Source organism: Pseudomonas citri (assembly GCF_025336485.1).
GTDB lineage: Bacteria > Pseudomonadota > Gammaproteobacteria > Pseudomonadales > Pseudomonadaceae > Aquipseudomonas > Aquipseudomonas citri.
This window is the reverse complement of record NZ_JAODAB010000011.1, coordinates 93,635-115,177: the sequence shown is the minus strand read 5'-3', so window position 1 is coordinate 115,177 and position 21,543 is coordinate 93,635. Positions and strand designations below refer to the sequence as shown.

Annotated in this window: 21 protein-coding genes; 10 read left to right on the top strand and 11 right to left on the bottom strand. The window is 61.6% G+C overall.

Going from position 1 to position 21,543, the window contains the following annotated elements:
• Nucleotides 1-33 precede the first annotated feature (33 nt).
• A complete protein-coding gene (locus tag N4Q37_RS14535; protein WP_260958697.1) occupies nucleotides 34-273 on the top strand; it encodes a hypothetical protein in 240 nt (79 codons plus the stop codon).
• A 26-nt stretch (nucleotides 274-299) separates the two neighbouring features.
• Here the strand turns inward: N4Q37_RS14535 and N4Q37_RS14530 are convergent, their stop codons facing one another.
• On the bottom strand, nucleotides 300-1,316 hold the full coding sequence (locus N4Q37_RS14530; protein ID WP_260958696.1) for an AraC family transcriptional regulator: 1,017 nt from the start codon (nucleotides 1,314-1,316) through the stop codon (nucleotides 300-302).
• A 208-nt stretch (nucleotides 1,317-1,524) separates the two neighbouring features.
• Between N4Q37_RS14530 and N4Q37_RS14525 the strand changes: the two genes are divergently transcribed.
• Both N4Q37_RS14525 and N4Q37_RS14520 read left to right on the top strand, forming a co-directional pair.
• Nucleotides 1,525-2,376 (top strand): 3-hydroxybutyryl-CoA dehydrogenase, encoded by an 852-nt coding sequence (locus N4Q37_RS14525; RefSeq protein ID WP_260958695.1) that lies wholly within the window; start codon nucleotides 1,525-1,527, stop codon nucleotides 2,374-2,376.
• On the top strand, nucleotides 2,363-2,983 hold the full coding sequence (locus N4Q37_RS14520; protein ID WP_260958694.1) for a TetR/AcrR family transcriptional regulator: 621 nt from the start codon (nucleotides 2,363-2,365) through the stop codon (nucleotides 2,981-2,983). Before N4Q37_RS14525 ends, N4Q37_RS14520 begins: the two co-directional genes overlap by 14 nt.
• A 103-nt stretch (nucleotides 2,984-3,086) precedes the next feature.
• Here the strand turns inward: N4Q37_RS14520 and ydiJ are convergent, their stop codons facing one another.
• Nucleotides 3,087-6,152 carry a D-2-hydroxyglutarate dehydrogenase YdiJ gene (ydiJ, locus tag N4Q37_RS14515; protein ID WP_260958693.1) on the bottom strand — a complete coding sequence of 1,022 codons (3,066 nt, stop codon included), beginning with the start codon at nucleotides 6,150-6,152 and terminating at the stop codon, nucleotides 3,087-3,089.
• 157 nt (nucleotides 6,153-6,309) lie between these two features.
• Between ydiJ and N4Q37_RS14510 the strand changes: the two genes are divergently transcribed.
• Nucleotides 6,310-7,215: a LysR substrate-binding domain-containing protein gene (locus tag N4Q37_RS14510; RefSeq protein WP_260958692.1), complete on the top strand. Its 906-nt coding sequence runs from the start codon at nucleotides 6,310-6,312 to the stop codon at nucleotides 7,213-7,215.
• A 17-nt stretch (nucleotides 7,216-7,232) separates the two neighbouring features.
• Here the strand turns inward: N4Q37_RS14510 and N4Q37_RS14505 are convergent, their stop codons facing one another.
• The 6 genes from N4Q37_RS14505 to N4Q37_RS14480 all read right to left on the bottom strand — a co-directional run bounded on the left by N4Q37_RS14505 (nucleotide 7,233) and on the right by N4Q37_RS14480 (nucleotide 13,072).
• The gene (locus N4Q37_RS14505; protein WP_260958691.1) at nucleotides 7,233-10,253 is read right to left on the bottom strand and encodes an EAL domain-containing protein; all 3,021 of its coding nucleotides are present in this window, start codon (nucleotides 10,251-10,253) and stop codon (nucleotides 7,233-7,235) included.
• The gene (locus tag N4Q37_RS14500; RefSeq protein ID WP_260958749.1) at nucleotides 10,241-11,287 is read right to left on the bottom strand and encodes a substrate-binding domain-containing protein; all 1,047 of its coding nucleotides are present in this window, start codon (nucleotides 11,285-11,287) and stop codon (nucleotides 10,241-10,243) included. The genes N4Q37_RS14505 and N4Q37_RS14500 overlap by 13 nt, the downstream gene beginning before the upstream one ends.
• A gap of 231 nt (nucleotides 11,288-11,518) precedes the next feature.
• The gene (locus N4Q37_RS14495) at nucleotides 11,519-11,812 is read right to left on the bottom strand and encodes a type II toxin-antitoxin system RelE/ParE family toxin (protein ID WP_260958690.1); all 294 of its coding nucleotides are present in this window, start codon (nucleotides 11,810-11,812) and stop codon (nucleotides 11,519-11,521) included.
• Complete coding sequence (locus N4Q37_RS14490; RefSeq protein WP_260958748.1) at nucleotides 11,800-12,072, bottom strand: CopG family ribbon-helix-helix protein; 273 nt, start codon at nucleotides 12,070-12,072, stop codon at nucleotides 11,800-11,802. Before N4Q37_RS14490 ends, N4Q37_RS14495 begins: the two co-directional genes overlap by 13 nt.
• 143 nt (nucleotides 12,073-12,215) lie before the next feature.
• A complete protein-coding gene (locus tag N4Q37_RS14485) occupies nucleotides 12,216-12,623 on the bottom strand; it encodes a VOC family protein (RefSeq protein ID WP_260958689.1) in 408 nt (135 codons plus the stop codon).
• A 23-nt stretch (nucleotides 12,624-12,646) separates the two neighbouring features.
• Nucleotides 12,647-13,072: a YciI family protein gene (locus N4Q37_RS14480; RefSeq protein ID WP_260958688.1), complete on the bottom strand. Its 426-nt coding sequence runs from the start codon at nucleotides 13,070-13,072 to the stop codon at nucleotides 12,647-12,649.
• Nucleotides 13,073-13,403: 331 nt separating this feature from the next.
• Here N4Q37_RS14480 and N4Q37_RS14475 point away from each other — a divergent pair, with 331 nt between their 5' ends.
• The 6 genes from N4Q37_RS14475 (at nucleotide 13,404) to N4Q37_RS14450 (ending at nucleotide 18,295) form a co-directional block, all read left to right on the top strand.
• Nucleotides 13,404-14,702 carry an NAD(P)/FAD-dependent oxidoreductase gene (locus N4Q37_RS14475; protein WP_260958687.1) on the top strand — a complete coding sequence of 433 codons (1,299 nt, stop codon included), beginning with the start codon at nucleotides 13,404-13,406 and terminating at the stop codon, nucleotides 14,700-14,702.
• Nucleotides 14,703-14,749: 47 nt separating this feature from the next.
• Nucleotides 14,750-15,115: a cupin domain-containing protein gene (locus N4Q37_RS14470; RefSeq protein ID WP_260958686.1), complete on the top strand. Its 366-nt coding sequence runs from the start codon at nucleotides 14,750-14,752 to the stop codon at nucleotides 15,113-15,115.
• A gap of 50 nt (nucleotides 15,116-15,165) precedes the next feature.
• Nucleotides 15,166-15,825 carry a response regulator transcription factor gene (locus N4Q37_RS14465; RefSeq protein ID WP_260958685.1) on the top strand — a complete coding sequence of 220 codons (660 nt, stop codon included), beginning with the start codon at nucleotides 15,166-15,168 and terminating at the stop codon, nucleotides 15,823-15,825.
• A 95-nt stretch (nucleotides 15,826-15,920) separates the two neighbouring features.
• Nucleotides 15,921-16,742: a molybdenum cofactor biosynthesis F family protein gene (locus tag N4Q37_RS14460; protein WP_260958684.1), complete on the top strand. Its 822-nt coding sequence runs from the start codon at nucleotides 15,921-15,923 to the stop codon at nucleotides 16,740-16,742.
• Nucleotides 16,735-17,535 carry an SDR family NAD(P)-dependent oxidoreductase gene (locus N4Q37_RS14455; RefSeq protein WP_260958683.1) on the top strand — a complete coding sequence of 267 codons (801 nt, stop codon included), beginning with the start codon at nucleotides 16,735-16,737 and terminating at the stop codon, nucleotides 17,533-17,535. The genes N4Q37_RS14460 and N4Q37_RS14455 overlap by 8 nt, the downstream gene beginning before the upstream one ends.
• Complete coding sequence (locus N4Q37_RS14450) at nucleotides 17,528-18,295, top strand: SDR family oxidoreductase (RefSeq protein WP_260958682.1); 768 nt, start codon at nucleotides 17,528-17,530, stop codon at nucleotides 18,293-18,295. The genes N4Q37_RS14455 and N4Q37_RS14450 overlap by 8 nt, the downstream gene beginning before the upstream one ends.
• Before the next feature lie 86 nt (nucleotides 18,296-18,381).
• Here N4Q37_RS14450 and feaR read toward each other — a convergent pair whose 3' ends face one another.
• The 3 genes from feaR to N4Q37_RS14435 form a co-directional block, all read right to left on the bottom strand.
• Nucleotides 18,382-19,344 (bottom strand): transcriptional regulator FeaR, encoded by a 963-nt coding sequence (gene feaR, locus N4Q37_RS14445; protein ID WP_260958681.1) that lies wholly within the window; start codon nucleotides 19,342-19,344, stop codon nucleotides 18,382-18,384.
• 123 nt (nucleotides 19,345-19,467) lie between these two features.
• Nucleotides 19,468-20,088, bottom strand: coding sequence for a DUF3156 family protein (locus N4Q37_RS14440; protein WP_260958680.1), 621 nt, complete (start codon nucleotides 20,086-20,088; stop codon nucleotides 19,468-19,470).
• Nucleotides 20,033-21,532, bottom strand: a complete 1,500-nt coding sequence (locus N4Q37_RS14435) for an APC family permease (RefSeq protein ID WP_260958679.1) — start codon at nucleotides 21,530-21,532, stop codon at nucleotides 20,033-20,035. The genes N4Q37_RS14440 and N4Q37_RS14435 overlap by 56 nt, the downstream gene beginning before the upstream one ends.
• Nucleotides 21,533-21,543 lie beyond the last annotated feature (11 nt).

The following is a 21,543-nucleotide window of genomic DNA, read 5'->3' as shown; positions in this document are numbered from 1 at the left end:
CTCTTCATAGAGGTTCCAGGGAAGGATAACGACATGCATCAGGATCATTGCCCCTATCACTGCGAGTCTGACGAATACAAAGCCTACAAGGAGATCGAGGAACAGATCGTTCACTGCACGCCCGAGCAAGCCTGGGCCATGTATTGCATCTCGGACGGGACGGTGCGGATAAACATCACCCTGGCCGTAACGAAACTCATTGCCAGGGGCAACAAGGCTCTGCAAGTTGAATTTCCCGAACTTGCACCGGCGAACAAGGGGTATCGCGAATAGAGCCTGCGCGACGTTTCGCACAGAGCCTAATCCCCTGAGGACTGGAAACGCGCCCGATAGCGACCTGGGCTTTCACCGGTCCATTTCTTGAAGGCGCGATGGAAGGCGCTGGGCTCCTGGAAACCGGTCTGTTCGGCGATGTCACTGATGCTGCTGCCGGTCTGGCGCAACAGCTCGACGGCCAGGCCACGACGGACCTCGTCCTTGATTTCCTGGAAGGAACATCCCTCGCGCTCCAGGCGTCGCCGCAAGGTACTGGGGCTCATCCGCAGGTCACTGGCAAAGGCATCCAGGGTGGGCCACTGACTGTAATGGTGGCGGCGCAGGCACTGGTGAAGCTGGGTGGCCAGGCCATGCTGGTTACGAAAACGGATCACCAGCCATTGTGGCGCACTGCGCAAAAACACCTTGAGGGACGCCAGGTCCTGGACGACCGGCAAGCGCAGGTAGCGGCTGGCAAATTCGATTTCCGTGTACCCGGCGCCAAAGCTCAGGTTGGGTCCCCACAACAACGCATCATCACTCAGGGACAGGCGCGACTGACGAAAGTCTGCGCGATCGATGGGGATACGCCGGCCACCCAGCCAACACAGCAGGCTGATCATCAGCACAAGGAAGGTTTCCTCGCCAAAACGGCTGATCTCGGGATCCTTCGCCTGTGTCTGCAGGCTGATCACCGCCCGTTTGCCGCGCACACTGAGGCTGCCGCGAAAATCCCGCAGGAACAATCCGAAATTGGCCAGGCACTGGCGCAGGGCCTTGCCCAGGTCGGGCTCCTGGATCAGCCCCCGGCAAATCAGCGCAAAACTACCGACCGGCATGCCGTGGGAATCCAGTTGGAAAAACTCGTCCTGGAGTTCGCGAATCTGGATCAGCCACAAGGCGGCAAAGGCACTCGCCGGAACACGGGCCTCGGGCTTGTCCAACAACGCCGGGTCGATACCGGCCTCGGCCAGTATCGCCGCCAGCCGCTGGGGTTGGTCCCGCAGCGCATGGGTCATGGTGTGCACGAAATAGACCGCGACCGAATCCTTTTCCCGCATAAACCCCCGTTCTCCCACATTCTGAAATGGCAAAAAACGCCAGTATCCCTGAACAGTTATGGCATAGGCCCACCCGATGGCGAACTCTAGACTGGCGGCATCAAGGGGGCACGGCGCAGCAGGTGTCGAGCCCTTCCAGCAGACGGCACCCAGGGTAAGCCACAGGCTGTTCAATGGGAACGCGTTCGAAAAAAGGAAAACACCCCACATGCATCTTCACACCATTGGCGTGATCGGCGCCGGCACCATGGGCAACGGTATCGCACAGGTCTGCGCGCAGGCCGGTTTCGACGTGATCTTGTTGGACATCGCCCCCCAAGCCCTGGAACAAGCCCTGTCCACCATCGCCAAGAACCTCGACCGGCAAATCGCCAAGCAGGCCTTGAGCGAAGAACACAAACACCGCACCCTGGATAAGATCCGCACCAGCACCGACTATGCCAGCCTGGCCGATACCCAACTGGTGATCGAGGCCGCGACCGAAAACCTCGCGCTCAAGCAGCGCTTGTTGCAGCAGGTCGCCACGCACGTCGGCAGCGAGTGTGTGATCGCCTCCAACACCTCCTCCCTCTCGATCACCCAACTGGCGGCTGGCGTCAGTCATCCGGGGCGTTTTATCGGCCTGCACTTTTTCAACCCGGTGCCGGTGATGGGCTTGATCGAGGTGATTCGCGGCTTGCAGACCCATGATGAAACCCACGCCCTGGCCCTGGAAATGGCCCAACGGTTGGGCAAGACCGCGATCACCGCCGGCAACCGCCCGGGATTCGTGGTCAATCGCATCCTGGTACCGATGATCAACGAAGCGATCCTGGTCTTCCAAGAAGGCCTGGCCAGCGCCGAAGACATCGACGCGGGCATGCGCCTGGGCTGCAACCAGCCTATCGGGCCGCTGGCCCTGGCCGACCTGATAGGCCTGGACACCTTGCTGGCAATCCTGGAGGCGTTCTACGAAGGCTTCAACGACAGCAAATATCGCCCCGCTCCGCTGCTCAAGGAAATGGTGGCCGCCGGTTACCTGGGACGCAAGTCGGGACGAGGTTTCCATGCCTATGGCTGAGCGTTGCTCGCGCTTCGCCGAGAGCCGGGACAAGGCCCTGGAGCTGTTCGCGAGCAAGGGTTTCGGCCAGGTCGGCATGCGGGAACTGGCCGCCTACCTGGGGTTGACGCCCGGCTCGCTGTATCACCATTACCCGAGCAAGCAACACCTGCTGGCCGACCTGATCGAGGAGTTTTTCGAAGAGCTGTTGGCCACGCTCGGACGCGTTGAACAGCAGCCTCGGGACAAGCGCGGCAACCTGCAACGGTTGATCCGCGCCCACCTCGAACTGCACCGGGAAATGCCCTGGCATTTTCGCCTGGTGGAGCGCGATAGCGGTTGCCTCAACGTCGAGCAGCAACGGCAAGTCCAGCATTTGCGCGAGCAGTACGAGCGGCAGTTGTTGCGGATGCTCGGTGGCTCCAGGCGCCTGCCGTCCCAGGCTCTGGCCGCTGTCGGACACGCCATCGCCACCCTGCTCAACAGCTCACCCAGCTGGCTGGCGCACCAGCCCCTGGAGCAGCACACACAGGATGCGTTGCTGGAGGACATGCTGACCGGCGCCATCGAACGGGTATTGCTGTCCAGGGGCACCGCGGGACCGATGTTGCAGGTGACGGCGGCCTGAGCCGTGCCCTTAGCGTAGCTGCAACCCGAGCAGTTCTGAGGGGCTGAACGCAAAATGTCGCAGGGGGCGGCCCTGCGACACGCTCAGTGCGCGATGAGAAGCATCACTGCGCTGGACTGGCCGAGGCAAAACCTGCTTCACGCAACTGGCCGAGCAACGCCTGGAGCGGGTGCAACACCACCTCTCCCGCCTGGCGTTTGACTTGGCTACGGCAGGAGTAACCGTCGGCCACCAGCCTGCCGCCAGCCTGGTAGCGCTCCACCAGCGGCTGCCAGGATTGCGAGTAGATGACCTGCGACGTCTGCACATTCCGGGTTTCATGCCCATACGTGCCGGACATGCCACAGCAGCCACTGGCCAATACTTGCAACTTCAAGCCGAACCCCTCGAACACCTTCTTCCAAAGCTCGATGCTGCCGGGCTCGTTGGTGCGTTCGGTGCAGTGCGGCAGAAACTGGAACACCTCTGGCTCGGCTCGCTTGGGCAGCGCGGGAAGTGCCGTGACCAGCCATTCCTGGGCCAGTGCGACGGAAGGCGCGGAGTCGGCGTCCAACGTCTTGGCGTACTCCTGCCGATAGACAAGGGTCATCGCCGGGTCGAGGCCGACCAGGGGCACGCCATGCGCCTGGAGTGCCCGCAAGCCTTTGGCGCTGTGGGTCGCGGTCTTCTTGAAGGCACCGAGCAAGCCCTGGACCTGGAGGGGCTTGCCGTTGGGGGAAAACGGCGCCAGATAGATCGTGTAGCCCAGCCGAGCGATCAGCTCGATCCACTCGGCGGCGACCGGTGTCTCGAAATAGCGGGTAAACGCATCCTGGACAATGACGACGCTGCGCAGGCGTTGCGCCTCAGTCAACGCCGACAGCTTTTCGGGCGTGGCCATTTCCACGTTCCAGGTCGCGCAGACCCGCTGGAAATCCACCAGGCTCAGCAACGGGCTGTCCACCATGCCCACGACATGCTGGAGCACGAACTTCACCGGCCGGGCGCTCATCATTGCGTTGTACAGCCGCGCAAAGCGAGCAATGTGGGGGATGCTGTACTCCAGCGAACCGATCACATAGTCCTTGAGCGGTCGCAGGTAGCGGCTGTGATAGCGCTCGAGGAACCGCGCCCGGAAATCCGGGACGTTGACCTTCACCGGGCATTGCCCAGCGCAAGACTTGCACGCCAGGCAACCGGCCATCGCGTCGTAAACCTCGTGGGAGAAATCCTTCTCGCCGAGCTTTTTACCGAGGGTGTTGCGCACCTTGGCCAGCATTCCCCCGACGGTGAAACTGACAGGACGGCTACCGAGGATGTCGGCGCCCTGCTCACCCTGGAGGCGCAGCCACTCGCGCATCAGCGAAGCTCGGCCCTTGGGTGAATGAATGCGGTTGCGCGTGGCTTTCCACGACGGGCACATCGCGTCATCGGGGTCGAAGTTGTAGCAAGCGCCGTTACCGTTGCATTGCACGGCGGCCTGGTAGCTTTGCCATACCCCTTCGTTGATCTGCCGATCGAACTCGCCCCGTAACGGAACGCCGTCGACCTTGGTCAACTGCGCGTCGGCGATGCTCGACGGCGTGGCGATTTTGCCGGGGTTGAGCTGATTGAACGGGTCGAACGCGGCCTTGATCGCCTGGAGCGATGGGTAAAGGGCACCGAAGTAACCCGGGGCGTACTCCGAGCGCAGGCCCTTGCCATGCTCACCCCACAGCAATCCGCCATATTTTTGCGTGAGCGCCGCCACCGCGTCGGAAATCGGCCGGATCACCGCGGCCTGCCGGGGATCCTTCATGTCCAGGATCGGCCTGACGTGCAGGACGCCGGCATCGACGTGACCAAACATCCCGTACTCCAGGTGGTTGGCATCGAGCAGCGCACGAAACTCGGCGATGAAATCCGCGAGGTTTTCCGGTGGAACCGCGGTGTCCTCGACAAAGGGTTGAGGCCGGGCTTCGCCCTGGACATTGCCCAGCAAGCCCACGGAGCGTTTACGCATGGTGTAGACGCGCTTCACCGCCTCGCTGCCGACGGCCAGTGTATGACCCAGGCGCTCCACGGTCTGATCGGTCCTCAGGTGCTCGATAAAGTCCTCGACGCGCCGCTCCAGGTCTTCCAGATCATCGCCGCTGAATTCGATCAGGTTGATGCCCAGGGTCTGCCGGCCGGGAACCGCTGGAAAATACTCGGCAACGCCATGCCAGACGATGTCCTGCATCGCCAGCATCAGCACCTTGGAGTCCACCGTTTCGATGGACAACGGCTTGAGCGCCATCAGCGCCTTGGCATCGCGCAACGCATCCATGAAACCGGCGTATTGCACGTTGACCAGGATGCTGTGGCGAGGGATCGGCAGCACGTTGAGCCTGGCTTCGACAATGAACCCCAGGGAACCCTCGGAACCGCACAGGAGGCTGTTGAGATTGAAACGGCCGTCCTGTTCACGCAGATGCGCGAGGTCATAGCCGGTCAGGCAGCGGTTGAGCTTGGGAAAGGTCTGCTCGATCAGTTGCGCCTGACCGTCCGCAATATCACGGGCGCAGCGGTAGACGCTGCCGATGCCATCTTGCCGCGAAGCCTGCCCGGCGGTCTGCTCGGCATCCAGTGCCTGGCTGTCGAGCCTGAGCCCGCCCAGCAGCACGGTGGACAGCGCCAAGACATGGTCACGCGTTTTGCCGTAGGTGCAACTGCCCTGCCCGCTGGCGTCGGTGTTGATCATGCCGCCGACGGTGGCCCGGTTGGAGGTGGACAGTTCCGGCGCGAAGAACAGGCCGTGGGGCTTCAGCGCGGCGTTCAACTGGTCTTTGACGACGCCGCTCTGGACGCGAACCCAACGCTCTTGAACGTTGATTTCCAGTATCGCGTTGAGGTGCCGCGACAGGTCGACCACCACACCGTCGGTCAGCGATTGGCCATTCGTGCCGGTGCCGCCGCCGCGTGGCGTCAAGACCACCGAACGGTATTCAGGGCGCGCCGCAATAGTCGCGACGAGCTCGACGTCGGCGTAATCCTTGGGAAACACCGCGGCCTGTGGCAGACGCTGGTAGATCGAGTTATCGGTCGCCAGCACCGTCCTGGAGCCATAGTCGCTGGCGATTTCGCCCTTGAACCCTTCAACGCCCAATTGGCTCAGGAAGCGTTCGTATCGATCGGTCTGACCGTTTATAGGATTAAGGCGCGCAATCATGATTCGGCTTTCCGGCAGGCTAAATTCTTTTTTCAATTCGCTTAACGTATGCTCAGGCCTGAGCGGCGTTGCGGGCAAACTGCATTGAGCCCTATTGTTTAAAGAAGCTGCGCGCAAGACAAACGTAAAACACGCAGTGTTTGCATGAGGTTTATGAATGAACCCTAGACGCCTCACCCCCTCGATGTCGGTGCTCGTGGCTTTTGAGGCCGCAGCGCGACATGGCAGCTTCACCAAAGCGGCCGATGAACTGCTGCTGACCCAAAGCGCCGTCAGCCGGCAGGTCCAGTCGCTGGAGTCGCTGCTCGGTGTCGACCTGTTCCACCGCGATGGTCGGCGTATCGAGCTGACCGCGGCCGGGGCGTTGTACCAGCATGAACTCTCGGCCGCCCTGGGCCGGATTCGCAGCGCGACACTCAAGACCATCGCCTTCAGCGCCCAGGAAGGCACGCTACACCTGGCCGTCCTCCCCACGTTCGGGTCGAAGTGGCTGCTGCCCAGGATGAGTGACTTCTACACCCGGCACCCGGACATCGTGGTGCATGTCCACTCCCGGATCATGCAAGCGGACCTGGCCAGCGCCGCAGAGGAAATGAACGCCATCATCTGCGCCGGTTCCGGATCCTGGCCGGGGTTCATCGCCCACAAGCTGCTGACGGAGCAACTCGTGGTCATCGCCAGCCCTTCGGCACTGCCCGAATACCTCGCCATGACACCCGCCGACATCGCCGCCAGCCACTCGCTGCTCAATGTCGCATCCAGACCCAACGCCTGGTCCGACTGGTTCGAACACAACGGCCTGGACCATCGCCTCATGCGCCAAGGCCCCAGCTTCGAACTGACGAGCCACCTCATCCAGGCGGTGGTCGCCGGCATCGGCATCGGGCTGGTGCCGAGCGTATTGGTGCAGGATGAGATCGAGGCGGGCACATTGGTCGCGCTGTTCGAGCCGATGGAAAGCGGCAAGAGCTACTACCTGGCGTATGCCAATCGCTACCAGAACCTGCCGTCGCTGGTGGCGTTCAGTGAGTGGTTGTTGGGGTTGTCTTTTCCGCAGGGATGAGCTGAACCGCCCAACCGTCAGTGCCTGGGCATCGGCCGTCCTGGGCGCTTTACCTCAGGTGCTTGCCCGACGGCCCCTGGGCCCGCAGTGCGCTTGGGTGGAGGCAACCTGGGCGTACGCAGCAACACAGTGATTTCCTGCGCACTGACGGCCTTGCTGAAAAAGTACCCCTGGACCTCATCGCAGCCGTTCTCGTGGAGGAAGGTCAACTGCTCTTCGGTCTCCACACCTTCGGCAATGACCTTGAGGTGCAGTTTGTGACCCAGCGAAATCACGGCAGTGGCGATGGCCTTGTCGTTCTCGTTGTCGGGCAGATCGCGCACGAAAGACTGGTCGATCTTGAGCCTCGCGATGGGAAAGGTCTTCAATGCGGCGAGACTGGAGTAGCCCGTGCCGAAGTCATCGATCGAGAGACGGATCCCCATGGCTTGCAGCTCCTTCATTTTTCTGATGGCTTGCTGAAGGTCTTGCATAATCAGGCTTTCGGTCAGTTCCAGCTCAAGGTACATCGGGTCCAGTCCGGTTTCCTGCAAGGCGTGCTTGACCCGATCGATCAGGTCCCGTTCGATGAACTGGCGGGCTGAAATATTCACCGACATGGTGATCGGCGGCCCACCGGCGTCCTGCCAGGCCTTGTTTTGCCTGCACGCGGTGTGAATCACCCAGTCGCCGATGGGCACGATCAAACCGGTCTCTTCAGCCTGGGGAATGAACTTGCTCGGAGACACCATGCCAAGCTCAGGGTGTTGCCAGCGGATCAATGCCTCCACGCCGATGATCTGTCCCGACTGCAAATCCATCTGTGGCTGATACAACAACAGGAACTCGTCATTGTTAAGCGCGTTGCGAAGCCCATCTTGTATGGCGAGCTTGCCCTGGACCTTGTCGTTCATCTCGCGGGTATAGAACTGGAAACTGTTACGACCCAGTTCCTTGGCCCGGTACATGGCCGCGTCCGCATTGCTGAGCAACGTGTCGGTATCGCCGCCGTCGCCAGGGTATGTCGCCAGGCCCATGCTGCAGGTGACGTGGAGCGTATGGCCGCTGAGGTGAATCGGTCGCAGGATGGCTTCCTGGATCTTGTGCAGGACGGGTGTCACGCCATCAAGGTCCGAGGGCTGGTCGAACAGGACGATCACGAACTCGTCGCCACCCAGTCGCACGACAGTGTCTGTGCGCCGCACACTCTCCAGCAAGCGCCGGGCAACGGTTTTCAGCAGTTCGTCGCCGGCACTGTGGCCGAGGCTGTCATTGACCAGCTTGAATTTGTCCAGGTCGAGAAACACCACCGTCACCAGCCGCTCGTAACGCTGGGCGTAAAGAATCGCCTGCTTGAGGCGATCATCGAGTAGCGTACGATTGGGAAGCCCGGTCAGGGCGTCATGGTCGCCCATATAGCGAATGCGTTTTTCGGTCAATTGGCGCTCTATCGCAATGCCGGCCAGCGGCGTCGCCAGGTCGATCAGTTGCCTCTCGGCGGGACGTGGGCCGCGTACGGTCTTGGCATACAAGGCGAACGTCCCCAGGACTTTTCGCTCATGGGACATGATCGGTGTCGACCAGCATGCGCGAAGCCCATAGGTCGCGGCGATTGAACGGTACGCCTCCCACAGCGGATCCTGCTCGATGTCCGTGACGATGACCGGTTCTCGCCGATACGCCGAAGTGCCACAGGAACCGACGTTCGGACCGATCTCGATCCCATCGATGAGCTCGCTGTAGGTTTTCGGCAAACTGGGCGCAGCCCCGTGCAGCAGGTGCTTGCCTTCCTCATCCAGCAACAAGATGGACACCATCATGCCTTCCAGTTGCGACTCGACCAGGTGGGCCAGGCTGTCGAGGACTTCCGTCAGCTCGGTGCTCCTGGCAATCAGTTCCAGGACATGCCCCTGGCCGGCGCGGATGATCGCTTCCTGCTCCAGGCGGGTGTTCTGTATCGCCAGGCGTTCCGTGGCGATACTCAATTGAACCGTTCTTTTTTCCAACTGAACGCGGTCATCGAGGAACTGGTTCACCGCACGCGCCATGTTGCCGATCTCGTCGTTCCCCCGGTCCACCATCATCACATGGGTTCCGGTCCGGTGTTCCTGGCGCAACTGCCGGCTGATTTCATTCAAGCGCACGAGCACATGGCGCCCCATGAAGACCCGGGTCACGAACCAGGCCACTATCAGGCTGGCACCCAACATGATCAGCACCCATTGCTGGCTGCGATTCGAGGCCTCGACCAGGCGCTGCACGGCTTCGCGATAATCCTCGGTGTAGGCATTCGATTGGGCACGGGCCAAGGCCACCAGTACGCCGGTCTCATTCTTCAATTCTTCGTTGAAGCGCTGGATGACGCTGTGCTGCTCGATGAGCGCCTGGCGCTGGGAGAATGGATCAGGCTTCTCGACGTCAGCCTCACGCAGTTGGCCTGCGATGCGCCGCAGGTGCTCATATCGGGTCCGCAACCGTTGCACATCGTCCCCGTCAACCGCCTCCGGCAGTTCGAAAAGTACTGCCGCCAGTTCCAGGCTGTTCCGGGTCTGGGTCGCAGTCAGCTGGTCGATGTGAGCATCCATGGCCTGGTCGAAGATGATCTCGGTTTGCAGCAGGCTTTCTCGCAGTTGCGCAACGATGTTGACGGTGTTGCGGAACATCTGGCTGGACTGATGCATGTCGAGTATTGCCACGCCACTGTTCGCGGCGGTCAGTTGCTGCACCAGTTGATCCAGGGCTTCCAGCTGTTCGACGATCGCCGCAAAACTGGAACGCAGGGTGTCGGGGGAACGGGTGGTCAGGAGCTGATCGGTCTGGCGTTCGATCAGCAAGGTACGTTGCACCATGTCCTGGCCATCCTGCATGCGGACCAGTCGCTCATCCGTGAGTTGCCGCGTGGCGTTGTTCGAGCTGCGCAGCGCGTAGACCGCGGTGGCTCCCCCCGCCAGGATCAGCAACGCCAGAGCCAGAAACGCCAGCGTGAACTGGGCCCGCAGCGATTGAGGCAATAGCTGGCGTCCAAGCCGGGAAAAGATGTCCAACGTCAGGGATTCCATTGGTGGCGATAGATGTCTCGATAGCCATTATCAGGGTCGTAGTGGAATTTCTTCCCGCCATTGAAGGCAATATTGTCGGCATTGACCAGGTGAACCGGCGCGACGAAACCACTTACCGGCTGACCTGCAAACAACCGGTTCAGTTCATCCATCGTTTGCCAGCCATGCAAGTTGAGCGGCTCGGCCACGGTCACGGTCTGGTAGGTTTTTGCCTGTATGCGCAAGAATGCCGATGTGCTGCCATCACCGGCAGACAACAGGCTGATGCCGTCACTGGGTATGGCGGCGCTGGTCAATGAGGCAGCGGCGTAGTCGAAATAGATATCATTGATCGCCAGCGTATGGGTCCAGCGCTTGCCATAGCGCTGAAGCAGTTCCTTGGTGACCACCGGCATCTTCTCGCTACTTTCCGAAATGGCGACATCGCGCACCTCCAGCAACGAACAGTCGTGACAGGCGCGGATGACATCCTCCATGACCTTGGCTTTCGTCATCGCAATGCTGTATTTGGAGTCGGTCAAGATGACCACGCCAGCGTGTCCCTTCGACTGGGCGACGGCCGCCATGGCCGTGAGGCGTGCCACTTCGAGCGGGTCAGTGGTGACGTTCATGGCGACCGGGGTGCCGTCGATGGGCCCGGGGCGTGCCCCCGCGTGCCAGCCCACCACCGGGACATCCTGGTCGGCGAAGCGCTTCAGCGCCTCGTTGTTCTCCAGGGCATCGGCACCGCACAGGATGAGGCCGTCGGGCTTGGCTGCCATGGCATCGGCAAAGGCTTTCGCACGCCCGGCCGCTGACCCTGCCCCATCGAATATCTTCAGCGTCCAGCCCAACGCGCTGGCGGCCTCCCGAGCGCCTTGGGCGACACCGACAATGCCGCCGTTACGCAAATCCTCCGCGACCAGCGCGATACTCTTGTCCCGCTGGGCTGGCGGGCCGGATTCAGGACCGCTCCAGCGAACGGCACCGAGGCTGGCTTTGGAAACCATTTCCTGCGCCTGGGCCACCGTAACCGAGGCGCTTTCCACACCCATCGTGGCTGGCAAGTCCTGGCCATAACTGGAAGTTGTCGTGAGAAAAACGGCAACCATCCTCGTAGCCACCCTGAACAGCCAGGGGCCGATGGCGCGGGCATGGTCTGGCATGGCGTCTCCTTTTGCCAAGAATGCAGTGTTCCGAAAGGATAGTCGGTTCTGCTGGAATCAGGTCCTTTCTGACGCCCAGGGTGCGGGCGAAACGCGCACCCGTTGCTCCGCCTAGCCTATTTAGTAACCTGCTTCCCTCTGATGCCGAAACGCCAACACATAAACGACTTCTTCCGCAGGAACAAAACGATAAAGCGCGACATAGCCCGTGTCGCCAAAAGTAATAATCAGCTCTCTCAATTCAGGTAATTCGGCAAAAGGCCGACCGATGTGGGGATCGGTTTCCAAACGCATCAACTGCTGCTCAATGGCTTGAGCCGCCCTCCGGGTCACCTGCGGATCTTTTTCCAACAGGAAACGACGGCAACGCTCCAGCCCTTGGCCCGCACCCGCTGTGACAATCAGTCGTGGCACGCGGGAAGCTCCGACTCGTCCTCGGTTCCCCAGTTCCTAAGCCAATCCCGGGTTTCAGCCCCAGTCAAATGCTGGCCCGTTTCCTGGTAAGCCTTCCACGAAGCCAGCGCCTCCTGCTTGAAACTTTCCCGCGCCTCCTCCCGTGCAACATATTGCGAGAGGGCTTCACGCATGATCCAGTGGGCCGAACGCTGCCGGGCATTCGCCAACTGCTGGATGCGGTGCTTCAAATCCTCATCGATTTTGATTGACGTTGCCATGCTGGCCTCTCTGATATTCATAGGTATTACCTTTGAATACGATAGCAAGGCACTCTGGGACCTGTCTATTGAGAGGAGGCCCCTGGAGGAACGCCCAGGGTGCGGGCGCAAACGCACACCCGTTGCCCCAGACGCCGCTCGCCTTATTTGCGCCCTTCGCAATTGACCATCCAGGCAATCCCGAAACGGTCCTCGAACATGGCAAAGCGTTCCGCCCAGAAGGTCTTCGCCAGGGGCATGCGCACGCTGCCACCAGCACTCAAGCCATCGAACAACCGTTCGGCCTGCGCCACGCTGTCGACATTGAGCGACACCGACACACCTTGCGGCTTGTGATACGGCTGGCCTGGCGGGCAGTCGGAAGCCATCAGGCTGAAATCGCCCACGGTCAGGCAGGCATGCAAGATCAGATTCGCGTCCTTGGGCATGCCCACGTCCTCGGGCGCCTCGGCAAAGGACATGGAAAACAGCTCGCCGCCCAGCACCTCCTTGTACAACGCAAAGGCTTCCTTGCAGCGGCCGTTGAAGGTCAGGTAGGGAATGATTCTCATGATGGGGTCTCCTGTCTGCGGTTTCACGATTGACCGGACATCTGCGCCCGCAGGCGTTCTTCCTGCTCGCGCAACTCGGGGGTAAAGCTCTCGCCGAACTCCTCGAGTTCGAAGATCTGGCGGATTTCGATTTCACTGTCGCTGACCATCGGGTTCGGACAGCGCTTGACCCAGTCGACGGCCTCCTGCAATGACTGGACCTTGAAAATCCAGAAACCGGCAATCAGCTCCCCGGTTTGCGCAAAAGGCCCCTCGACAATGGTCCGGCTCTTGCCGGAAAACCGCACGCGCACGCCCTCGCTGCTGGGGTGCAGGCCTTCCCCGGCGAGCATCACCCCCGCCTTGACCAGTTCTTCGTTGTAGGCACCCATGGCGGCCAACAGTTCCTCGCTGGGCATTTCCCCGGCTTCCGATTCCGGACTGGCTTTGACGATCACCATAAATCGCATGTGCTTATCTCCCTGAGTGGATGGATGAAGCCGTCATGGGGACGGCTCTATGGGCTAGTCGAATGGCGAAGATGAAAATCGACAACCTCACGCGATTATTTTTCGACAGACCATTGGACACCCGGAACAGGTGCCAGGAGCAGGCGAGTGTAGTCGCAGTTTTTGGGGATTTCAGGGAGCCCGCGATCAGCACATGGCGCATTCGATCAAAACCCCCGGCACGGATGATCAAGACAAACACCCCCGCCTGGGCTCTTAATAGGGCCATCGAATGCTGCGCCCTGCGAAGGGCACCGCAGCGAAGTTTCCTATCACTTGTCCAGGTTGCGTCATGATCAATATCGAAACGCCCACCTATTACACGGCGACCAAGAAATACAACCTTAGCTTCCCGACGCTGGAACAGGATGTGGAAGCCGACGTGGTGGTGATCGGCGGTGGCTTTTCCGGCATCAATACCGCCTTGGAGCTCGCCGAAAAAGGCATCACCAATACCGTGGTGCTGGAGGCGCGTTACCTGGGCTTCGGCGGCACCGGACGTAACGGCGGGCAGATCATGGCCGGCATTGGCCACGACCTGGAAAAAATCAAGAAGGACGTGGGCGAGGACGGCCTGCGCCAGGTGTTCGAGATCAGCGACCTGGGCGCGGACATCATCAAGGACCGCATCGCCAAGTACAACATCGATGCCGACTTCTGCCACGGCTACGGCTACATGGGCTTCAACGCCCGTCAGGAAAAAACCCTGCGGGCCTGGGAAAAGGAGTTCAAGTCGATCAACAGCAAGCACGAGATCCGTTTTCTCGGCGGCTCCGACGTGCAGCAGATCATTGGTTCCAAGGCCTACGGCAGCGCCTTGCTGCACATGGGCGGCGGGCATGTGCATTCGCTGAACCTGTTGCTGGGCGAAGCCACGGCCCTGGTCAGCCACGGCGTACGGATCTTCGAGAACAGCCCGGCGCTGGAAGTCAGTTATGGCGAACGCATCACCGTACGTACCGGTCGCGGTTCGGTCAGAGCCAGCAAGCTGTTGTGGGCCTGCGACAGTTTTCTCAACAGGCTGGAGCCGGAACTGCATCGCTCGACCATAAACACCTACGCTTTCCAGATGATGACCGAGCCGCTGTCGGACGAACTGATCCAGCGCATCAGCCCGATTCGCGGCGCCTACAGCGACATCCGCCCGGTGATCGACTACTACCGGGTCACCAATGAAAACCGCCTGTTGTTCGGAGCCGCCACGCCCTTGGTGGAGCACATCCCCCAGGACCTCAAGGCCTGGAACCGGCGCTTGATGCTGAAGATTTTCCCCTACCTCAAGGATGTGAAGATCGACCTGGCGTGGGGTGGCCCGATGGCGTGCAGCCCGAACCTGTTCCCACAGATCGGCACCCTGCCCGGTCGCAGCAATGCGTTCTTCGTCCAGGGCTACTCAGGCTTCGGCGTCACCCCCAGCCACATCATCTGCAAGGTGCTGGCCGAAGGCATGAGCGAAGGTTCGGCGCGCTACGACCTGGTCAGCTCCATCAGACGGCCGACCATCATCGGCAAAGACGCCATCCGCCCCTTGCTGCTGACCGCCGGCAAGTCCTGGCATCAGCTGTCGGGTTACTGGAACGGCCGGCGCTGACGGCCATTTCCCCTCTTGCGCATTTTTACTTATCAGGAGTCACTGCCATGTCCCTCATTACCCTGAAAAAAGACATCCAGCTGTCCGATCTGGACGCCTGGGGCACTGTTGCCGATCTCGGCTCGCAAATCCTTGAAGGCGAAGTCAAAGCCTTCGGCAAGATGACCTTCGGCGCCCCGACCGATGCCATCAGCAGCGCCTATTTCGGCACCACCCAAGGCAAGTTCCGCATGGTCTATCCGTTCGCCGAACAGGCCACCGTGGTGACCGGCGAAGTGCTGCTCACCGACGAAGCCACCGGCCAGAGCACTCGCTACAAGGCCGGCGACAGCTGGTTCGTGACCAAGGGCACGCCTGTACTGTGGGAAGTGGTCAGCGAAAGTTTCGTCAAGCACTACTTCGCAGTAGCCTGACCGCACCGGGCTGCCGGCCCCGCCGGCGGCCCTCCTGCGAGGTTGCGCCCATGAACGTCATTCCCACCCAGGATATTGCCCGCCATTGCCTGCACGCGTTCACCCAGCTCGTTCCCGTCAGCCGGGCGGCGTTCTATTGCGTCGATCGGCATTTGCAAGCCCATGATTTCAGCCTGCATGGAATGAGCGGCGAGATGCACCGCGATTACCTGGACCACTACCGCCAGTTCGACCCGCTGCAACCGCGCCACTGCGTATCGAGTGACCTGGCCGTGATACCGCTGGGCCTGGCGATGGCCCGCCAGCCGCAACGTGATAACCAGCGTTATCGCGACTTCCTGGGGCGTTACGGTGTGATGGACGTCGTGGAAGTCTTCGCCCATCGCAATGGCCAGCCCCAAGTCGCCATTTCCCTGTTGCGCACCGCCGAGCAAGGCGCCTTCACGAGCCAGCAATTGAACCAACTCAGCGCGTTGCAAACCTTGCTGCAAATGGCCGTGGCCCATTGGCCCGCCGATGAAGACGCCTTGAGCCGCTTGACGCCCAAGGAGCGCCAGATTGCCTTGCTGCTACGCCAGGGCGTCAGCAACAAACAATTGGCCCGCGAGCTGGGCGTCGGCCTACCGACCATCAAGACCCACCTGATCCACCTGTTCCGCAAGGTGGGCGTAAGCAGTCGTACCGAACTGGTCGGCGCGCTGTTCCTCTGATTAACCGTTGCGCCTTATCAACCATCCGGTTGATAGGCCGCCGTTACCCGGCACTGCATGATCCGAGTGGCTATTTCAACCACCGGAGCCTTGCAATGAACACCTCCTCAGACTGGATCACCGTCGGCGCCCTGGCCGACGGATTCGCCCCCGAAGCCTTTATCCTGCCGAACCTGGCCGACCTGGACGGCAAGACCTTCACCCTACATTTCGCCAACGGCTGGCGGATCGAACATCGCTTCGAACAGGACATTTTGAGTTGGGATGCCGCCGATGGGCACGCCAGCGGCACGGCGACCTACCGGGCCACGTCGGTACGCCCTGGCCTGTACCTGGTGGATTTCCTCAAACACGAAGGTGCCCGGACGCTTTCGGTCAGCCTGGTGCTCGATACCACCCTGGCAGCGTTCACCGCCGTGATCGGCCGCATGCCGGAGCCAGCACAAACGCACGAAGGCCTCTATAGCCGAGCCCTGGCCGGCAAGCCCCTGACATCGGTAGACGCACAGTTCCTGCACGGCAGCCTCGATCGTCCGTGGCAGCCTGGCCTGTGCCCTCATGCGCCGACCACCGAACTGGTGGGTCTGCGCAACCTGTATCGCTATAGCCCGAGCGAAGTCTACGAACACATTTACCTCAATGAGCGGTTCTATGCCTGGCAATGTCTTAACGGCGTGGAACAAGGCCTGTGCGACACCGACCGTTGCGACACCTACAAGATCGCCGAGCAGCTGTACCTGTTCGTGTGGCGGGAAAAGATCATTCCAACCCTGGGCCTGGTACTGATCGACCTGCAACAGCACCGCAGCGACGGCAAGATATTCGGTTATGCCGGTGCAACATTCGACGCGTTCTCCAATTTCCCGGTCGCCTCCTATTGCCAAGTCCTCAACCGCACGGAGTACCCCCATGCCTGAATTACGCACCGTGGTGATCACTGGCGCGGGCACCGGTATCGGTGCCGCCTGCGCCCGCCTGTATGCCGCCGAAGGCGCCAACCTGGTGCTGATCGGCCGGCGCCGCGATCCCCTGGAAACCCTCGCCGAAGAAATTGGCGGGCTGGTATTGGTGGGTGATGCGGCGTGTCCGGCGACCTGGGACGGTTTCATCGCACAGATCCGCGAACGCTTTGGCCGGCTCGATGTACTGCTGGCTTGTGCCGGCGGCATGGGGCTGGGCAGCGCCACCGAGACCAGCCCGGCAGCCTGGGACGCGGCCATGCGCAGCAACCTCGACAGCGCCTTCTACAGCGCCCGCGCCTGCCTGCCGCTGTTGCAGGCGCGCGGCGGCAGTATTGTGCTGATCGCTTCCATCGCTTCATTGGCGGCCGGCCCCCAGGTGTGCGGCTATACCACCGCCAAGCACGCCTTGCTGGGGCTGAACCGGTCTTTGGCGCGCGATTACGGCCCGCACGGGGTGCGGGTCAATGCGGTCTGCCCAGGCTGGGTGCGCACCCCCATGGCCGATGAGGAAATGCAAGGGCTGATGCAGTTCCACGGTGAAACGCTGCAGCAAGCCTATGACCGGGTCTGTGCCGATGTGCCATTGCGCAGGCCCGCCAGCGCCGAGGAAATCGCCCGGGTCTGCCGCTTCCTCGCCTCGCCTGACGCCTCGATCATCACCGGCGCGGCGCTGGTGGCCGACGGGGGATCGAGCATCGTCGACGTGCCGACACTGGCTTTCAGTCGAATGGAGGCCACGAATGCTTGAGGATCTGGATTTCAGCGGTCAAACCGTGTTGGTCACGGGCGGCGCCCAGGGTATCGGCCGGGCCATTGTCGAAGCGTTTGCCCGGCGCGGCGCCCACGTGGTGATCGCCGACTTGGGCCTGGTGCTGGCCGAGGCCTTGGCCAGCGAATTGACCGACGAGGGCTGCCAAGTAGACGCCATGGGTGTCGACCTGGCCGACGCGGCGGCGATCCAGGCAATGATGAGCGAGCTGGAGCGACGCCTGGGTCGGCTGGATGTCCTGGTGCACAACGCCGGGTATTTCCCGCTGACACCGTTTGCGCAGATTACCCCGTCGATGCTGGAGCGCACGTTGGCGGTCAACCTCTCGGCGCTGTTCTGGCTGACCCAGGCCGCACTGCCGATGTTCCGGCGCCAGGGCCAGGGTTGCGTGCTGGTAACGTCCTCGGTCACCGGACCACGGGTCGCCTATCCGGGGTTGAGCCACTATGCCGCGTCCAAGGCCGGGGTCAACGGTTTCATTCGCAACGCGGCGCTGGAGCTGGCGGCGGAGAATGTCCGTGTCAACGGTGTCGAACCGGGCATGATCGCAACGCCGGCAATGGCGAACCTGGGGGATGAAGACGTCAATGACGACATCGCCCGCCGGGTCCCCCTGGGACGCTTGGGTAACCCGACCGACATCGCCGGGGCCATGCTGTTCCTGGCCTCCCGCCTGGCCTCGTATGTGACCGGACAGACCCTGGTAGTGGACGGCGGCTCGACCTTGCCAGAGGTTTGAGTCCATGCAGGGGGAGTCAGTTTGCGGTGAGGGCGGATGTACCATCGTCATCACAAGCAAGCTCGCGATGACGATGGTTCAACCGCTCAAGCGACCCCTTGCGCCTGCTGCAAATGGCTGGAACGAAACTGCTTTGGCGACAACTCGAACTGCTTCTTGAACGAGCGGCTGAAGTGAGCCGAATCGGTGAAGCCCCATTTGTAGGCGATCGAGGTAATGGACTCGTCCCGCAAGAACGGGTTGCTCAGGTCATCGGCGCTGCGCTTGAGCCGAGCGCGCTGGATGTAGCGGCAAACACTGTCGTCCTGCTCTTCGAACAGGCGGTACAGGTGACGCACCGAAATGTTCAGCCGGTTGGCCAGGCTCATCGGGCTCAGGCCGGGTTGGGCCAGGGATTCGTCGATGACTTTCTGGACATGGCTGCGCAGGTGGCTGCCTTGCAACGCACTGCCGTCAGCGGCAGGACCGTTGCCCTGCTCCATGGCCGACCCCAGCAGCGAAACGAACGCACTCTGCAAGGCTTTACCCTCCCCGACGGCGCCTTCACCGTCCGGGGTGTCCTTGCACAGTTGGTCCATCAGCACATGCAGCATTCTCCCGCAGGCCTTGCTTGAGGAAATCTTGCCGAACGTGTTCCTTTCCCCGCCCAGTTGCCTGGATACGTCCTGGCGAGACAGCGACAGCACGGCGTGTTCCATCAGACCGAACGGATTGATTTCAAGGGAGCCGACCGAATCCATCAGCAACAGCTCACCGGGGGCAAGCTGGATGCTCAGGCCGTTCTGGGTAATCCGCGAGAAGCCGCTGCGCTGGCTGACCAGGAAGCAATCCTGATCGTCGTCATGATCCGGGTTGGACACCTGGCGCCTGATGGAGCCGGCGTTGGTGCGCAGGTTGGCGAGGGAAAGGCCGCCGCGGCAGACATTCGACACCTGGCCGATAAACAGCGAGCGATTGAAGGCCAACTCTGTATCGAAATGCCCGCAGGTGGCTCGCAGGTCACGGTTCCAGGCATCCAGTCCGTCTTGCCCGATCTGTTGCACGCTCATGACGTTCTCCGCAGTGGCTTATTGTTTTTGTCCGGAAATAGTTAACATGTTATCTATATGCACGCAACAAGTACCTGACAGCCAGAACAGCAGCAGGATTGATGCCAGGACAGAGCCACGGAATCAGACAGTCTTGAGTACTCGCTGCAACCCTCTCAAGGTCGCCAGCAACGCGTCGCGCTGCTCACCGCTCAGCGCAATGTATCGACGAAAAGCCGGCATCCGGTTCACCACTTCGCTGCCCCCCATGTGTTCCAGCCGCACACTCCACTGGCCGTCTTGCAGGTCAATGCGCAACCGCTTGAAGTCCAGCGGCATGAGTGCCTGGTAGAGCGCAACGTCGTTCCCTATCGCCGCCTGTAACACGGTAGAAAGCCCAGCGTCCCCACCGTGTTGCCGGCAACGAATGCCCGTGCGCCGAATGGCCCCGCTGTGGTGCAGTTCCCAGCGTCCCGTGCCCGCTCTCGACGCAGGCACACGCAGCACGAACTCGGTCATCACCAGGTGCATCAGCCATTGCGACTCGGTGCGTTCGACGATCTCCAACTGCAGGCCACCGTCGTCGGTGACCACGGTGGCCGCTGCCGGCGCCAGCCTCTCGAAGCGCGCCAACCGGAGATTGCGTCGCAGGTGCTCCAGGGTCGTGCCGGGTCGATAGCCGGCCGGCACGCGATGGGCACCGAACAACTCAGACAGTTTTTGCCGCAGGGTCGATATACCCGTCGACAGGTTGCCCTGGCTCATGGGAGAACTCCTTGGCCAGCACGTCTTCTACCGACGCTGGCGTGAATGGATTGACCTTCTGCACCACCAGGGTCCAGAACAGGGCGTACGCCGCAGTGCCGCCGAGCATCACCGCGAAAGGCACGTAGATGTCAGCAGGGTTCATGCCGGGCGGGGTGATGAACCACATGCCCAACACAATGCCGACGCTGGACAGGATCTGTGGCAACGGGAACAACGGTGAACGATAAGCCCGAGGCAAGTCGGGCCGACGAAGCCGCAGGCTCACCACCGACACGGTCACCAGCAGGTAGGCAAAGCTCCAGGCGCATACCGCGGCCAGCACCAGGTGCATGATGTTGTCGGTATTGCCACCGAGCCACAGCGCGTGCAGGCAAGGAATCAGCATCGCCATCAGGATGCACAACAGAGGGGTCTTGAAGCGCGGGTGCAAATAGGTGAAGACCTTGGGCAACGCACCGTCCACCGCCATGCCATAGAGGATCCGCGGCACCCCGGCCATCAGGGTATTGATGGTCGCCGCCCCGGCGAACAGGAAGCCGATCCCCAGCCACATCGGGCCGATATCCCCCATGACCTGCTCGGCGAACCGTGGAATCGCCATGGGGGTGTCCAGCAGGTGCACACCAGTGGCCGCATCGAGCAGGACGTTTTCCACCTGGCGCTTCATCGCCGCGCCATAAATGAACATGCAACTGGCCACCCCGAACAGGCCCAGCATCATCGCGCGGGGCATCGTCGTGGCCGAGCGGCGCAGGTCCGGCGCCAGCGGCGTGACGAACTCGCAACCGACGAACATGAACATGGCCATGCCCACCAGCGACAGCACCGTGACCAGGTCGGTGCCGACCACGGACTCACCAAACCACCCCTGCAATTGCACCGCCGGCGCCGCGACAAGGCCCAGCACACCGAACACCATCAGGGTGGTCCACATACCAAATGTCAGGATGATCTCAGCACGGCCAAAGGCACTGACGCCGAACGCGTTCAACACGCCAAACACCACGACAAAGCCCACCCCCAGCAGCCAGGAGCCGCCTGCCGATTCAGCCAGGGTGTTGAGATGTTCGAAGTTCACCAGGGCCATGACCCCGGCCAGGATGGTTTCCGCAGTGCCGGCAAAGACATGCACGATCAGATAGGCCGACAGCGTGCCGGTGATCGCGAAGAACCGCCCCATGCCGCAGTTGATGTAGTCGTAGACCGAGCCGGTAGTGGGCAGGATCGACGCCGCCTCGGCGAACGTGCTCGCCTGGGCCAGCATCATGACCGCGGCGATCAGCATCGCCACGGCAAAGGCGCTGCCACCGATACCAAAGCCCATCGTCGCGGTCAGGATCACCGGACTTGCCATGATCAGGCCGATGGTGCTGGCCAACGCAGTGGGGAAGCCCACTGAACCTCGGTTCAAGTGCTCGGTGAGCCTGTCATTGATGGACATGATGCAGATCC

What these genes read in the sequence shown, in the direction of transcription:
- N4Q37_RS14535 (WP_260958697.1), top strand. Translation starts at nt 34, where the DNA reads ATGCATCAGGATCATTGCCCCTATCACTGCGAGTCTGACGAATACAAA.
- N4Q37_RS14530 (WP_260958696.1), bottom strand. Translation starts at nt 1,316, where the DNA reads ATGCGGGAAAAGGATTCGGTCGCGGTCTATTTCGTGCACACCATGACC.
- N4Q37_RS14525 (WP_260958695.1), top strand. Translation starts at nt 1,525, where the DNA reads ATGCATCTTCACACCATTGGCGTGATCGGCGCCGGCACCATGGGCAAC.
- N4Q37_RS14520 (WP_260958694.1), top strand. Translation starts at nt 2,363, where the DNA reads ATGCCTATGGCTGAGCGTTGCTCGCGCTTCGCCGAGAGCCGGGACAAG.
- ydiJ (WP_260958693.1), bottom strand. Translation starts at nt 6,152, where the DNA reads ATGATTGCGCGCCTTAATCCTATAAACGGTCAGACCGATCGATACGAA.
- N4Q37_RS14510 (WP_260958692.1), top strand. Translation starts at nt 6,310, where the DNA reads ATGAACCCTAGACGCCTCACCCCCTCGATGTCGGTGCTCGTGGCTTTT.
- N4Q37_RS14505 (WP_260958691.1), bottom strand. Translation starts at nt 10,253, where the DNA reads ATGGAATCCCTGACGTTGGACATCTTTTCCCGGCTTGGACGCCAGCTA.
- N4Q37_RS14500 (WP_260958749.1), bottom strand. Translation starts at nt 11,287, where the DNA reads ATGGGTGTGGAAAGCGCCTCGGTTACGGTGGCCCAGGCGCAGGAAATG.
- N4Q37_RS14490 (WP_260958748.1), bottom strand. Translation starts at nt 12,072, where the DNA reads ATGGCAACGTCAATCAAAATCGATGAGGATTTGAAGCACCGCATCCAG.
- N4Q37_RS14485 (WP_260958689.1), bottom strand. Translation starts at nt 12,623, where the DNA reads ATGAGAATCATTCCCTACCTGACCTTCAACGGCCGCTGCAAGGAAGCC.
- N4Q37_RS14480 (WP_260958688.1), bottom strand. Translation starts at nt 13,072, where the DNA reads ATGCGATTTATGGTGATCGTCAAAGCCAGTCCGGAATCGGAAGCCGGG.
- N4Q37_RS14475 (WP_260958687.1), top strand. Translation starts at nt 13,404, where the DNA reads ATGATCAATATCGAAACGCCCACCTATTACACGGCGACCAAGAAATAC.
- N4Q37_RS14470 (WP_260958686.1), top strand. Translation starts at nt 14,750, where the DNA reads ATGTCCCTCATTACCCTGAAAAAAGACATCCAGCTGTCCGATCTGGAC.
- N4Q37_RS14465 (WP_260958685.1), top strand. Translation starts at nt 15,166, where the DNA reads ATGAACGTCATTCCCACCCAGGATATTGCCCGCCATTGCCTGCACGCG.
- N4Q37_RS14460 (WP_260958684.1), top strand. Translation starts at nt 15,921, where the DNA reads ATGAACACCTCCTCAGACTGGATCACCGTCGGCGCCCTGGCCGACGGA.
- N4Q37_RS14455 (WP_260958683.1), top strand. Translation starts at nt 16,735, where the DNA reads ATGCCTGAATTACGCACCGTGGTGATCACTGGCGCGGGCACCGGTATC.
- N4Q37_RS14450 (WP_260958682.1), top strand. Translation starts at nt 17,528, where the DNA reads ATGCTTGAGGATCTGGATTTCAGCGGTCAAACCGTGTTGGTCACGGGC.
- feaR (WP_260958681.1), bottom strand. Translation starts at nt 19,344, where the DNA reads ATGAGCGTGCAACAGATCGGGCAAGACGGACTGGATGCCTGGAACCGT.
- N4Q37_RS14440 (WP_260958680.1), bottom strand. Translation starts at nt 20,088, where the DNA reads ATGAGCCAGGGCAACCTGTCGACGGGTATATCGACCCTGCGGCAAAAA.
- N4Q37_RS14435 (WP_260958679.1), bottom strand. Translation starts at nt 21,532, where the DNA reads ATGTCCATCAATGACAGGCTCACCGAGCACTTGAACCGAGGTTCAGTG.